The organism is Kribbella solani, from assembly GCF_014205295.1.
GTDB lineage: Bacteria > Actinomycetota > Actinomycetes > Propionibacteriales > Kribbellaceae > Kribbella > Kribbella solani.
Genome location: NZ_JACHNF010000001.1, coordinates 3,217,330 through 3,230,595, shown reverse-complemented (window position 1 = coordinate 3,230,595; position 13,266 = coordinate 3,217,330). Strand labels below are relative to the sequence as shown.

The 13,266-nt window shown below is 68.0% G+C and carries 10 protein-coding genes; 4 read left to right on the top strand and 6 right to left on the bottom strand.

Features of this window, described 5'->3' with window-relative positions:
* Positions 1-32: 32 nt before the first annotated feature.
* Positions 33-1,262 carry a ComEA family DNA-binding protein gene (locus HDA44_RS38525; protein ID WP_337905997.1) on the top strand — a complete coding sequence of 410 codons (1,230 nt, stop codon included), beginning with the start codon at positions 33-35 and terminating at the stop codon, positions 1,260-1,262.
* 70 nt (positions 1,263-1,332) lie between these two features.
* The gene (locus HDA44_RS14415) at positions 1,333-3,735 is read left to right on the top strand and encodes a ComEC/Rec2 family competence protein (RefSeq protein ID WP_337905995.1); all 2,403 of its coding nucleotides are present in this window, start codon (positions 1,333-1,335) and stop codon (positions 3,733-3,735) included.
* Here HDA44_RS14415 and HDA44_RS14410 read toward each other — a convergent pair.
* Complete coding sequence (locus HDA44_RS14410; protein ID WP_184834618.1) at positions 3,722-4,318, bottom strand: isochorismatase family protein; 597 nt, start codon at positions 4,316-4,318, stop codon at positions 3,722-3,724. The genes HDA44_RS14415 and HDA44_RS14410 overlap by 14 nt on opposite strands.
* Before the next feature lie 299 nt (positions 4,319-4,617).
* Between HDA44_RS14410 and holA the strand changes: the two genes are divergently transcribed.
* Positions 4,618-5,601, top strand: coding sequence for a DNA polymerase III subunit delta (gene holA, locus HDA44_RS14405; protein WP_184834616.1), 984 nt, complete (start codon positions 4,618-4,620; stop codon positions 5,599-5,601).
* A gap of 423 nt (positions 5,602-6,024) precedes the next feature.
* On the opposite strand, the gene rpsT is transcribed toward holA, so the two are convergent.
* The gene (rpsT, locus tag HDA44_RS14400) at positions 6,025-6,285 is read right to left on the bottom strand and encodes a 30S ribosomal protein S20 (protein WP_184834614.1); all 261 of its coding nucleotides are present in this window, start codon (positions 6,283-6,285) and stop codon (positions 6,025-6,027) included.
* A 389-nt stretch (positions 6,286-6,674) separates the two neighbouring features.
* Positions 6,675-6,998 carry an SRPBCC family protein gene (locus HDA44_RS14395; RefSeq protein ID WP_184834612.1) on the bottom strand — a complete coding sequence of 108 codons (324 nt, stop codon included), beginning with the start codon at positions 6,996-6,998 and terminating at the stop codon, positions 6,675-6,677.
* Between the two features lie 546 nt (positions 6,999-7,544).
* On the opposite strand from HDA44_RS14395, the gene HDA44_RS14390 reads away from it, so the two are divergent.
* A complete protein-coding gene (locus HDA44_RS14390; protein WP_337905993.1) occupies positions 7,545-10,541 on the top strand; it encodes a S8 family serine peptidase in 2,997 nt (998 codons plus the stop codon).
* Between the two features lie 71 nt (positions 10,542-10,612).
* Here HDA44_RS14390 and HDA44_RS14385 read toward each other — a convergent pair whose 3' ends face one another.
* From HDA44_RS14385 to HDA44_RS14375, 3 genes are read right to left on the bottom strand one after another with little or no spacing between them, the layout of a single operon-like run.
* On the bottom strand, positions 10,613-11,782 hold the full coding sequence (locus HDA44_RS14385; protein ID WP_184834610.1) for a TolB-like translocation protein: 1,170 nt from the start codon (positions 11,780-11,782) through the stop codon (positions 10,613-10,615).
* Positions 11,779-12,318 carry a SigE family RNA polymerase sigma factor gene (locus tag HDA44_RS14380; protein ID WP_337905992.1) on the bottom strand — a complete coding sequence of 180 codons (540 nt, stop codon included), beginning with the start codon at positions 12,316-12,318 and terminating at the stop codon, positions 11,779-11,781. Before HDA44_RS14380 ends, HDA44_RS14385 begins: the two co-directional genes overlap by 4 nt.
* 41 nt (positions 12,319-12,359) lie before the next feature.
* Entirely contained in the window at positions 12,360-13,259 is a 900-nt protein-coding gene (locus tag HDA44_RS14375) for an aminoglycoside phosphotransferase family protein (protein ID WP_184834608.1), read from the bottom strand.
* Between the last annotated feature and the right edge of the window lie 7 nt (positions 13,260-13,266).

Here is a 13,266-nt window from a genome sequence, read left to right as displayed (position 1 = left end):
AACCTCCTCCACAGGCTCGTACTTTCTCTGTCGTGAAGGCCTTCCGCCGCACCCCCACCCCCGAACCACCCACCCGAGCCCAAGCCCTGGCCCGCCTAGCCCCCCAGCCCCACCCCGACGAACAAATCCAAGGCGGCTGGACCCCCAACACCCCCTCCCCACCCCACCCCTCAAACCCCCCACCCCACCCCAACACCTCAAGCGCGTCCACCCACCACCACGACGCTGCCGCCGCGCCCACCTACCCCGACCCCTCCACCACGCCCGACCACCTCAACGCCCCCGACACCCGCCTACCTGGCCAACCCACCTTTACCCAGGCACCCACCCGCCCCGGCGTCCACCCGCCGTCCGACCGCTCCGCACCTACGAGCACCTCGGATCCCGACACGCGACCGCTCGACCAACTCACGCGTACCCGTCTCCGCAACGCCCGCTGGAGTCTGACGCCGCGCCACATCCTGGTCCTGACCGCCATCCTCGCGGCGGGTCTCGCCTGGGCCGCGTGGAACTTCCTCCAAGCCCGCCCCGAGCCGCTCCCAGAAACCCGCCCCACGACCGCCGCCGCCGGCACTCCAGTCGCCCAACCAGGTAACCCCGCCCAATCCACCAACCCAGCTCAACCAGGAAACCCCGCCCAACCAGGCAACCCCAGCCAACTGACGAACCCCACCCAACCGCCCAACTCGACCCAGCCAGCCAACCCCGCCCAGATAACCAACCCGACCCAACCCGCGAACGCCTCGACCCAACAGCAGCCCAATCAGCCCGCCAACCCATCCACCCAGCAACCAACCCCGGGCACCACATCCCAACCCCAGGTCGTCGTCCACGTAGCCGGAAAGGTCCGTCACCCCGGCCTGATCCGCGCCCCCGCCGGTTCTCGGGTAGCCGACGTACTCGCCCTGGCCGGCGGCCCCCTCCCCGCCGTAGACCTGACCACCCTCAACCTCGCCCGCCCGGTAACCGACGGCGAACAAATCATCGTTGGCCAACCCAATCAACCCCCACCCCCGACACCGCCAACCACCGCACCCGGCGTCCCCACCCCCGCATCCACCGCAAACACCACAGTCATAAACCTCAACACCGCCACCCTCGACCAACTGGACGCCCTCCCCGGCGTAGGCCCAGTCCTGGCCCAGCGAATCCTCGACTACCGAACCCAGAACGGCCCGTTCACCACCATCGACCAACTCCAAGACATCCCCGGCGTAGGCCCCAAAAAGTTCACCACCCTAAAACCCCATGTCCGCCTCTAACCCACCCGCCCCTGACCCGCCCGCCTCTAACCCGCCCGCCTCTGACACGCCTGCCTCTGACACCTCCGCGGTGGAGCGGCTGGATGCTCGGTTGCTTGTTCCGGCCGGCGCCGGTTGGCTGGCTGCCGTTCTTCTGCTCGACAAACCCCCACGGACAGCAGCGTTAGCCGCCACCACAGCCCTCACGCTAGCCACCGCCCTCGCCGTCCTCCTCCGCCAAATCACCCGCCATCCTCGACGCCACCCCCGTTGGACCAACCGCCGCACAACCGCCGCCTGGACAGCCGCAGGAACCCTCGTTGTCATCACCGCGCTAGCCATCGCCGCCGCGCTCCAGTCCGCGAGCCTTCGCGCCGGCCCCGTCCACGACCTAGCCGCCAGCTCTACCACCGTCACCACCCGCCTGAAGATCGAAGGAGACCCGTCACTTCGCCAAAGCACAACCGCTCGCCGCCCGCCGTACGTAGTGGTGAAAGCAACCATCGAGGAGGTTCGCGCCCGCACTCACACAACTCGCGTACGCACCCCGGTGCTCGTCATCGGCAGCGTGAAATGGCAGTCCGTCAGGTACGGCCAGCACGTCGAGGCGACCGGTCGACTCGAACCGGTCGAGGCCGGCTCGAACGTTGCCGCGATGCTCTCCGTCCGCTCACCGCCACGCCCCATTGACGAACCGCCGTGGTGGCTCCGCGCCGCCGAACATGTCCGCGCCGGCCTCCGGGAAGCTGTCTCCGGTCAACCCGAAGACGTCCGCGGCCTGGTCCCAGCCCTGGTCATGGGCGACGTATCCGCCGTGTCCACCGACCTCAACGCCGACTTCCAGACAACCGGCCTGACGCATCTCTCCGCGGTGTCGGGCACCAACCTCACCCTGCTACTCGCCTTCCTCCTACCGCTGGCACGATTGATTGGAGTACGAGCCCGCGGCCTCACCATCGTTGGCGTACTAACGGTTGTGGCGTTCGTCGTACTAGCGCGACCGCAACCCAGTGTCCTGCGTGCAGCCGCGATGGGCCTGATCGCGTTGGCGGCGATGACGAACGGCGGTACGCGGCGCCGCGCCGTACGCAGCCTGTCTGTCGCCGTGATCGTGTTGCTCCTGCTCGACACCTCGCTGGCCCGTTCAGCTGGTTTCGCTCTGTCCGTACTCGCGACCGCCGGAATCGTCTTGCTCGGTCCGATCTGGCGGGACGCGTTGGCGAAGTGGCTTCCGGGGTGGCTGGCCGACGCGATCTCCTGCCCGCTCGCCGCGCAGCTTGCGTGTACGCCGGTCGTTGCCTGGCTGTCCGGTCAGGTCTCACTGGTCGCGGTCGGCGCGAATTTGTTGGCTGGACCAGCAGTCGGCCCGGCCACGATCCTCGGCTTCGTCGCGGCCGGCGTAGCTCTCCTCAACAACGACCTTGCCCACCTAGCCGGATGGGCAGCCGGCTGGCCCGCGCGCTGGATCATCCTCATCGCTCACGAAGGCGCTGATCTACCAGGAGCATCCGGCGACTGGCCCGCGACCGTGCTCGGCGTCACCGTACTTACCGTGCTCTGCCTGGCCCTCGTGCTAGGTCTGCACCGAATTCTCGCCCGCCCGATCGCGATGATCGTCGCCGTTGTCGTCCTCGCGGTCGTCATCCTGCGCCCAGTCGGTTCGCTCAGCCGGCCGCCCAATGACTGGCTCTTCGTAGTCTGTGACGTCGGTCAAGGGGACGGCCTCGTACTCCGCGCCGGCGACCGTACGGCCGTTGTCGTCGACACCGGTCCAGATCCGGCAGCGATGGACAAATGCCTACGCGATCTCGGCGTCAAGCACATCCCCGTACTGGTGCTCAGCCACTTCCACGCCGATCACGTCGGCGGACTTGCCGGTGTACTCAACGGGCGCCGCGTCGACGAGATCGAGGTGACGCCGTACGCTGCACCGCGCGCCGAGTACGAGCGCGTGCGCAACCTGGCCGCGCAGCACAAGGTCGACGTACGCTCGGTCGCGTTCCACGAGGTGCGGCAGGTTGGCGCGCTGCAATGGACGACGCTCTGGCCGGCCCGCGTACCTGCGCTTCCGGCCGACGGTGCTTCGTCAGCAACATCGAGCGACGAGGGTTCACCAGAGAACAACGCAAGTATCGCGATGATGGTCGAGCTGTCCGGTCTCCGCATCCTGCTCACCGGCGATCTGGAGCCGGAATCCCAGCGCGCCATCCTCGCTTCCGGTGCGGATCTACGAGCCGACATCTTGAAGGTCCCACATCACGGCTCAGCGCAACAGGACCCGGCTTTCATCAACGCCGTCAACCCGCGCCTCGCCGTGATCTCCGCAGGCCGCAACAACGATTACGGTCACCCGGCGCCGAGGACGCTGAACCTTCTGTCCCACAACGCAGTTCGCACCGCTGTCACGAGCACGTCTGGCGCCCTCACCATCACCAACCCGGACAACCGCCTCGCGCTCATCCGACGGAGGCCCATGAGCCCTACGAGAAAGTGACCGCCGAGGTCGGTACGGTGTTCTCGGGCTGATCGCCGAGAGACCAGGCGGCAACCCGGGACACGACATGCGCCGGAATCACCTCGGAGACACCCGGAACAGCCGGCACGTCGTATGTCCCGTGCGCGTCGTGCGGCAGCACCACCCGGTACCCGCGGTCGAGCGCGGTCTCGGAGGTCGCGCGTACGCACATCTCGGACATCACGCCGCAGATCGCCAACGACCGTACACCGGCGGCGATCAGAATCTCGCCGAGCGACGTCGCGTAAAAGCCGTCGTCCCGATGCTTCCGGATCACGTGCTCACGCGGCCCGGACTTCACCGGCAGGTACAACTCCCACCCAGGCGTGTCTGGTTCGTCATCAGTGCCCGCCGGACCGTCGTTCTGAAGATGCACGACAACCGCACCGGCGTCGCGCGCGCGATCCAGCAGTTCCCCGACCCGTTCCAGCAACCGATCCGCGCCCGGCACCGCACCCTCACCGGACACGAACGCGGTCTGCATATCCACAACAATCAACCCGTCAACCGGCGCGGTCGGGTTGGCCGGCGAATTCGGTGCCGCAACAGAAGACTGACCCATACCCCCATCCTCCCTGCCCGACCCAACCCCACGCACCCCCTTTACACCCACCAGCCGGCCGGAACCGCCGTTCGCGCGATCACCGCGATCACCGCGAACACCGGGATACGTCGGCGGGCGTACCACGCGGAGCCGGCTGCGGCAGGCCGCCGAACCCTCCGTTTGAAGGGGTATCCCCGCGTCTGGAGGGTTGCCCCCTCAAATCTCCAGGGGGCAACCCTTCACCGGAAGGGGCAACCCTCCGGCGCTGGGGGAGTGGGGATACGGGGAATGTCGGGGTGGCGTGGGATGCTGGGTGGGTGGCTGCTCGTAGGGGTTCTGCGCCGAAGCTTGGTGACGTGTTGCTGGTGACCGGGGCCGAGTCGTTTCTGGCGGATCGGGCTGTTCGGTCGGCGATCGCGGCGGTTTCGAAGGCGAGTTCCGACGTCGAGGTGACGGATGTCGACGCGGCGACGCTGGACGTTGGGGTGTTCGCCGAGCTGACCGGGCCGTCGTTGTTCGCCACCGAGCGTGTACTGGTGCTGCGGGCGCTGGAGAACCTTCCGGCCGAGATGGCGCCGCACCTGATCGAGTACGCGGGCGCGTCGTCGGACGACGTACTCGTCGTGCTCGTGCACTCCGGCGGACAGAAGGGCAAGGGCGTACTCGACAAGTTGCGGAAGGCATCGGTCAACGAGGTCGTCGCGACGGCGCCGAAGACGTGGGAGCTGCCGCAGTTCGTGGCGGGGGAGATCCGGTTGCTCGGCGGGACAGTCGACGAAGGGGCGGCGTCGGCGCTGGTCGACGCGGTCGGGCACGATCTGCGGGCGCTGGCGGGCGCGTGTTCCCAGCTCGTGTCGGATTCGGGCGGTCAGGCGGTGACGACGGCGCTGATCGGGCAGTACTTCGGCGGCCGGGCGGAGGTCACGAGTTTCGCGGTCGCGGACGCGGCGATCGCCGGGCGTACTGAGCCTGCGTTGGAGCAACTGCGCTGGGCGCTGGACTGTGGTGTCGCGCCGGTGCTGGTGACGAGTGCGATGGCTGGTGGATTGCGCGGCCTGGCGAAGTATTCGAGCGCGCCGAGCGGGATGCGGGAGGCGGATCTGGCCCGTGAGGTCGGGGTGCCGCCGTGGAAGCTCAAGCAACTGAAGCAGCAGTCGCGTGGCTGGACGCCGGGTGGGTTGGCTGCGGCGATCAAGGCAGTTGCTCAGGCGGATGCCGATGTCAAAGGTGCCTCCGGCGACGCCGGGTACGCCCTCGAACGCATGCTCCTCAAAGTAACCGCCTCCCACGGCCGCCGCTAACCGCACCCGCTAACCGCAGCCGGTGAGCGCGGCCGGTGACCGCGGCCGCTAACCGCACCTGCTGAGCGCGGCCGGTGACCGTATCCGCCAACCGCATCCGGTGACCCCAGTCGCTAGCTGCACCCGCTAACCGCGGCCGGTGACCGCGTCAGCTGACCGCTGACCTCAGTCGGTGCCCGCGCCCGCTGGACCGCTACCGGTGACTGCACACTGCGCCCTGCCCGTGTCCGCTCGCCTTGCGTTCAGACAGGTGAGGGGTGGGCTGGTGGGAGCCGGGTGTCGCCTGTCTCGCGGATGTTGTTGTGCTCAGCTGGGACCTACGGGGCGACGGTTGACGGTTGTGCGTGGGCATGCGAAAACGATCGACCAGCCCTGGGGCCGGTCGATCGTGGAGTTCGCCTACGGGGTGGGAGCCCCGGTGGATCAGAGCGCGGCGGCCTTCTTGAAGATCGCCGACTTGCGGTTGGCAGCCTGGTTGGCGTGGATGACGCCCTTGCTGACGGCCTTGTCGAGCAGGCGGCCGGCCTTACGGGCGGTGTCCTGGGCCTTGTCGGCCTCGCCGGCTTCGACGGCCTCGTGGAAGCGCCGAACAGCCGTCTTGAGGGTCGACTTCACCGACTTGTTGCGAAGTCGCGCAGCCTCGTTCTGGCGGTTGCGCTTGATCTGGGACTTGATGTTCGCCACGGAGCAGTGCCTCGATCAGGAGTATGCGGTCAATACGGAAGGTGTTGCGGCGCACGGCAAAGCACCATCCGTGGGCGCGCGAAGGACCAGATTACCAACACCCGGCCCGAGCTCCAAACTCACTCCGAGCGGGGGTGCTGGGGACAGCCGGTCCGAGCTCCAAGCTCACACCGAGCCGGGGGTGCTGGGGGACACCGGCCCGAGCTCCAAGCTCACTCCGAGTTGGGGGTGTTGGGGGACAGGCGGCCCGAGCGCCAAGCTCACTCCGGCTGAGGGGTGTAAGGGGCAGGCCGTCCGGGCGGCGACTCGCTCCGGCTCGGGGTGCGGGGGACAGTTGGGGGCGAGCTTCAAACTCAGTTCGGGTTGGGGCGTACGGCTGTGGGTGCGGGTCAGTTGGTGGTCGGGGCTTCGGCGGTGGATTTGAGGCGGAGGAGGGTGGTGTGGATGCCGTCGGCGTTGCGTGGGGTGCGGTTGCCGAAGATCGGGCGGAAGAGGAGTTTGAGTACGCGGGGGCGGTGGTCGGTCCAGGATTCGGTGAGGTGGCAGCCGGATTCGGTGTCGGTGAACCGGTAGTCCCAGCGGGAGATCGGGATCGGGCCGAAGGTGATGTCGAAGCTGAAGCGGTGCCCCGGGTCGGCCTCCACCACCTTGCCGAAAGTGAACCACCGGACCATCCCCACCCGGTTGTGCCCCACGAACCGAGTTCCCGGCACCGGCCCCACCACCAGAGCACCACCCGCCCCGGACGCCCCGGCTGACCCGGAAGCCCCGCCCGTTCCGGACGAGCTTACTGACCCGGAGGCGCCGCCTGCCCCGCCAGCCTGGGAGAGCCCGGCTGACCCGGAAACGCCGTGCAACCCGCCCGAACCGCCCGAACCGCCCGACCCGGCTGAACCGCCCGACCCAGCCGACCCGCCCGACCCGGCTGAATCGCGCGACCCTGCCGACTCGGCGGACCCGCTCGACCCGGGTGGCCTGGAGGACCAGGTGACGTGGGTGCATTCGGGGCTCCATTCGTGCATTCGGGGGAGATCGCTGACCAATCGATACAGTGCGTCAGCGGTCGAGTGCACTGTGATGGACTCGGTCAGGTCGGGCATCGGGTTTTCCCTTGCTGTCGGCGGTCGCCTGGTCTGCTGAGCGTGACATCCGCGCCGCCGTGACGGCATACTCGGGGCCCCGTGACGCCGGTCACCTGCCGGCGCAGGAAAGCGAACCCCAGCTCCACCATCGCTCCGTCCAAGCCCTGGAGGAACTCCGTGTCCCGCAAACGTCAGGCGATCGTGGTCGCCTCCGCGCTGATCGCCGCCATGGCCGGCGTACCGGTGCTGGTGAACGCCGCCAGTGCCAGCCAGACATCCCCGCCGCCGGCGGCCGACCCCGAGGTGAAGCGCTCGGGGACCGGCTCGTACATCGTGCAGCTCGACGACTCCCCGGTGGCGGAGTACGACGGTGACATCGCCGGTCTGGCGGCCACGAAGGTGCTGCCGGGCGGCAAGCTGCTGAAGACCGCCGCGCCGGTCGTCGACTACGTGAAGCACCTCGCCGGTGAGCGTGACCAGGTGCTGTCCAAGGTCCCGGGCGTGAAGAAGCTGTACGACTACAGCTACACGTACGCCGGTTTCTCGGCCGAGATGTCGTACGACGACGCGGTGAAGCTGGCCAAGTCGTCGGGTGTGAAGAGCGTCGAGCCGAACGAGATCGAGCACGCCGACACCGTCGACACGCCGCGCTTCCTCGGCATGTCCGGCAAGGGCGGCACCTGGCAGCAGGCGGGTGGTGTCGACAAGGCCGGTGACGGCGTGATCATCGGCATGATCGACTCCGGGTACGTACCGGAGCGGCCGAGCTTCGCGCCGATCAAGACCAGTAAGCAGTCCGATGCGCTGGTGGCGAAGAAGTGGAAGGGCACCTGCCAGGCCGGTGAAGAAGCGCCCGTGACCTGCAACAACAAGGTCATCGGCGCGCGGTACTTCGACAAGGGCATCGGCAACCGTCCGATCCCCGAGGAGTTCAGGTCGCCGCGTGACTACGGCGGCCACGGTACGCACACCGCGAGTACGGCGGCCGGCAACTACGGCGTCGACATGACCGTGATGGGTCGTGACTACGGCAAGGGCTCCGGGATGGCGCCGCACGCCCGGCTGGCGATCTACAAGGCGCTGTGGGCAGTTGACGCGAGCGGCGGCGGCAGCGGTACGGATGCCGACATCGTCGCCGCGATCGACGCCGCGGTGTCGGACGGCGTCGACGTGATCAACTACTCGATCTCCGGCAGCGGCTCGACGTACGTGAACGCGACGGGTCTCGCTTTCATGCGCGCGGCCAAGGCGGGTGTGTTCGTAGCGACCAGCGCCGGTAACACCGGTCCCGGTGACGCGACCGTCGGCAAGACGTACCCGTGGGTGATGTCGGTTGCCAACGGCACCCATGACCGTGACGTACAGACCACGGTGACGCTGGGCAACGGCAAGTCGTACGTCGGCGCAGGTGTCGGTTCCGGTACGCCGCAGGCGCCGGTGATCCTCGCGAAGGACGCCGGCCTTGCCGGTGCCGACCCGGCCAACCTGGAGCTCTGCCAGGCGGGCCTGCTGGATCCGGCGAAGGTCACGGGAAAGATCGTGGTCTGCGACCGCGGGGTGAACGCGCGCGTCGACAAGAGCCTGCAGGTGAAGAACGCGGGCGGTGTCGGCATGATCCTGCTGAACATCACGCCGGGCACGCTGGACAGCGACCTGCACTCGGTCCCGACCGTGCACCTGGACGACACGAAGGCTCCGGAGGTCAAGGCGTACGTCGGCGGCACCGCGAACCCGACGGCCACGATCAGCCCGGGTACGCCGGTCCGGGTCACTGCTCCGAAGGTGGCGAGCTCTTCCAGCCGCGGCCCGTCCCCGGCCGGCAACGGGGACCTGCTCAAGCCGGACATCATGGCGCCGGGTACGAACGTGCTGGCCGCGACGACCGCGTTCAGCGCCGCCGGTGGTGAGTACGCGTTCATGAGCGGTACGTCGATGTCGACGCCGCACATCGCCGGAATCGCCGCCGTACTGAAGAGCAAGCACCCGACTTGGTCCCCGATGGCGATCAAGTCCGCGCTGATGACGACCGCCACCGACAAGGACACCAGCGGCAAGCCGATCCAGAATGACTCCGGTTCGCCGGCCACACCGTTCGGGTACGGCGCCGGTCAGGTCCAGCCGAAGTACGGGATGGACCCGGGACTCGTGTACGACTCGACGTACACCGACTGGACCAAGTTCGTCTGTGGTTCGGGGCAGGTGCCGAGTACGCATGAGCTGTGTGCCAACGGGAAGATCGACCTGAGTGACCTCAACTACCCGACGATCGCGATCGGTGACCTGGCCGGCAAGCAGACCGTGACCCGGACCGTGACGAACGTGGGCAGGACCCCGGAGGTGTACTTCCCGAAGGTGGAAGGCCTGAAGGGTCTGAAGGTCACCGTGACGCCGAAGCTCCTGATCACGATGCCCGGCCGCACCACCACGTACAAGGTGACGGTCGAGAACAACGGCGCCCCGCTGGAGCAGTACTCGTTCGGCCGGCTGGTGTGGAAGTCGGCGAAGCACACCGTCGCCAGCACGTTGGCGATCAAGCCGCTGACGGTGAAGGCTCCGGTCCAGGTCAACGGAACGGGTACGAGCGGCTCGGTGCAGGTGCCGGTCACCGCTGGATACGCCGGTACGCTCAACACCTCCGCACTGGGGCTGAACCCGGCGACTGTCGGCGAAGCCGCGCTGAAGAACCCGGGCGGCGTCGCGTTCCCGACCGCGAGCCCGAAGGCCAACGACCACGTCGCGAAGTTCACGGTGAACGTCCCGGCCGGTACGACGTACGCGCGCTTCTCCACGTTCGACGCGGACTACCCGGCCGGTACTGACCTGGATGTGTTCGTCTACAAGGCCGGTACGAACACTCTGCTCGGCAGCAGCACCGGTGGCTCCGCTGAGGAAGAGGTGAACCTGCCGCAACCCGCAGGTGGTCAGGTGGATGTGTACGTCGACCTGTACGCCGGTGCGAGCCAGCAACAAGTCAAACTGAACCATTGGCAGATCCAGAACGCGCAAGGCAACCTGACTGCCTCACCGGCCAGCCAGCCGGTGCAGGTCGCCGGACAGGTCACGGTGACCGCCAACTGGTCCGGTCTGACAGCAGGTACGCGCTACCTGGGCCAGCTGCACTTCACCGACGGAGCCGACGGCTCTGGTTCCACCATCGTCCGAGTCGACAGCTGACTCTTACCTGAACGACATCGGCTCAGCACGGATCACCCGTGCTGAGCCGATTTGCTGCCGATGTGCGTTGGTCAGGGCATGCTGAGCCGCACGTTGCTCGCCTCCTTCATCACCAGCTTGCAGGCGCCACTGGTGACGTCACAGCGGAACAGTTGCTCGATGCCGTTGCCGCGATTGTTCTTGGGCTGCCGTTCGGTCTTCACGAGCACGTTGGCCGAGTCTTCGAAGACCGGCTCCGGCCAGGTCTGGATCGGGTCGGGCAACTGGAACTGGACCGTCTTGCCGGTACTGACGTTGACCGCCTGGTTCGCGGCGGTGTCCAGCATTGTCTTGCCGTCCGGTGCCAGGACCGGGTAGACCGCCCCCTTCGACGTGGAGCAGAACTTCCGCTGCTGAACGAACTTGCCGTCATCGAGACTGCCCGCCAGCATGCACTCGTGGCCCATGGTGCCGGTGGTGATGACGACGTTGCCCGGCTCGGTGGGAACGTCCAGAGTGCCGGAGTAGCCCGGGACATCCACGGTCTTCGGCTTGCCATCTCCCGGCTGCCAGACGTGGATGCTGCCGACGGTCGGCGGGCTGTCGTGCTCGCCGCTCGTGAACCAGACACCGTCCTTGTTCCAGCCGCGCACCAGCGGGGCGCTCCCGAGGGGCGTGTGTGCGATCTCGCGGCCGGTGGCCAGATCCACCACCAGGATCTGGCCCTGGTTCGCGCCCTTGACATAGCGGGCCATGGCGACCTGGGTGCGGTCCGGTGACAGGACCGGCATGTCGGTGAGCTCCGGTCCGACCTGCCGGAACGTTCCGTTCGCGAGCAGTACACCGGACTTGTAGTCGCCGGGTTCGTCCGACTGGTCTGCCAGCCAACCGCCCTCGACGCGCCGGCTGAAGACGGTGTCGACGCCGGCCGGCAGCCGGACGGCCTGGGCGCCGTCGAGCAGTGTGCTCGAGTTCTTGTTGATGACCTTGTACGGCACGCGCGGCAGGTCCGACGTCAGTGCCCCAGGCGGCCCGTAGGGGTTGACGGGCGGCTTTCCCGCCGGTTCGGCGCCGCCTGAGCCGACGTGGTTGAGCAAGGTCGCCGCGAGACCGACCACGAGTACCACGGCGGCCGCGGAGAGCAGTACTGGCAAGTGCCGGGAACGGGTCGGCTCCGCCAGGCCCGGGCCGTGGGCGGACTCCGGTACGGTGCCGGCCTTGGCGTTCAGGTAGTCGCGCAGGCGGGTCTCGGTGTCGTTCATCGGTGTTCCTCGAGTTTCTTGGTCAGAGCCGCGAGACCGCGCGAACCGGTCGCTCTGGCGGTGGATGCACTGATGCCGAGGATGTCGGCGATCTCCTCGAACGGGAGATCGAGGTAGTAGCGCAGCACGAGTACTTCACGGGACCGGGTGGGCAGTGCCTGAAGCGCCTGGCGTACCTGGAGGCGTTCTTCCCCGAGCACCGCGGAGCTCTCCGCGGAGTCGTGTGGTGCCTGGTGCGGGGGAGTGTAGAGGCGGGCCACTCGGCGGCGCCGGAGCGTGGACCGGCTCCCGTTGAGCACGGTCGTGCGGAGGTACCCGAGCGCCTTGTCGGAGTCCTTCAGTGGCCAGCGCCGGTACAGCTGCGCGAACGCCTCCTGGACTATGTCCTCGGCTGTCTGTCTGTCGTCGATCACCAGAACGGCCAGGCGCACGAGACCGCGCCACTCCCGGCCGTAGAGCGCCGAGACGGCATCCCGTGCCTCGTCGGCGGCCTCTACCCGGTGAGGACGCTCGATACTCACCACTAGATTCGTCACACCCTTAGAGACGTCTGTCCGCCGGGAATGCTGCGTTCTGGTCAGGACAGTCTCTCGCGGACCCAGTCCAGATGAGTCAGAGCAGACTGGCGCTGCCACGTACGGATGGTCGGCAGACCGGGTGGCGCAGGCTGAGCGGAGCCCCACCACAGACCGCCGGCGATCGCCGCGATGAAGCCTGTGATCGCCTCGTCACCCGGTAGCTCCGGCAGGGTGACCGACTCGCGCATGTCCGCGTGCAGGATCACCGTGTCCGTCCAGCGCGCGGCCAGTCCTGGGTGCGCCCAGTCGATGAACACCACCCGGTCGTCGGTCAGGATGACGTTGTCCGCGCGCAGGTCGTAGTGCGCCAGCGCCTTGCCCTCCGCCTGCGCCTGGAGCCCAGTACGCGCCAGAGCCACGAACTCCTCCACCCGGCCGGCCATCCAGTCGGGTACGGCGAGCTGGTCGGCCAGCACGTTCTCCCACCGGCTCAGGAACTCACGGCTCCGCACCGCGACCACAGGTGCATCCGGCCAGGGCGACGGGTCCAGGGCGTCGGTCAGCTCCGCTACCGCCTCCAGGACCCGGTCAGCCTCGGACTGTACCCACGGGTGCGCGGGCAGTCGGCCGTCGATGTCCTCGAAGAGCATCCCGACCCAGTCGCCGTCGTCGTACACGTCGTAGAGCACAGGTACTACCGGCAGCGGCCCGATGCCCCGCATCGCGGTGATCTCGCGCCGGAACAGCTCGGGCGTCTTCGGGTTGAGCGAAGCGCCGACGGCCTTCACGAAGGCACGGCGGCCGCTGGTGGTCACCAGGCGGGCGGCCACGCCGGGGGAGAAGCCGCCCTGCTGGGTGGTGGCGGAGATCACGGCAGCGCCGAGTACGCGCTCCACCCACGCCCGGAGGGCAGCGGGCAGCTTCTCGTACGGCAACCGGACCCCAGCAGCATGCGCCATGCCAAAC

Bases quoted from the DNA above. Each gene is read 5' to 3' on its own strand.
- HDA44_RS14410 (WP_184834618.1), bottom strand. From the start codon at position 4,318: ATGGGTCAGTCTTCTGTTGCGGCACCGAATTCGCCGGCCAACCCGACC.
- HDA44_RS14385 (WP_184834610.1), bottom strand. From the start codon at position 11,782: ATGAACGACACCGAGACCCGCCTGCGCGACTACCTGAACGCCAAGGCC.
- HDA44_RS14375 (WP_184834608.1), bottom strand. From the start codon at position 13,259: ATGGCGCATGCTGCTGGGGTCCGGTTGCCGTACGAGAAGCTGCCCGCT.